Genomic DNA, 246 nt, shown 5'->3' with positions numbered 1-246 from the left:
AAGACTATTACAAAGAACATGTGGCAACATATGACCTGCGTCAGTCCGGCGTAGGCTATCTTCTTGCCTTCCTCGACGCCAAACAAAACTCCACGGCTTACGGACGATTGCTTGAGAGTATGAGCCGTGTTGATACACAATTGCGCTGCTGTAATAATTCTATTCTCGAAGACATAGAGGATAGAAAAATATACATAGGATACAACATCATAGGATCATATGCCTATGCTGCAAGCCTGAGAAATC

General features: G+C 43.1%; 1 pseudogene. It reads left to right on the top strand.

What is annotated here, in order from left to right:
• Positions 1-246: pseudogene (locus HBA93_RS22650) on the top strand (ABC transporter substrate-binding protein); the annotation flags it as partial.

The organism is Ochrobactrum sp. SFR4 (assembly GCF_019730395.1).
Classification (GTDB): Bacteria; Pseudomonadota; Alphaproteobacteria; order Rhizobiales; family Rhizobiaceae; genus Pseudochrobactrum.
Note: the sequence above shows the minus strand (reverse complement) of the source record. Positions and strands in the feature narration are given on the sequence as shown.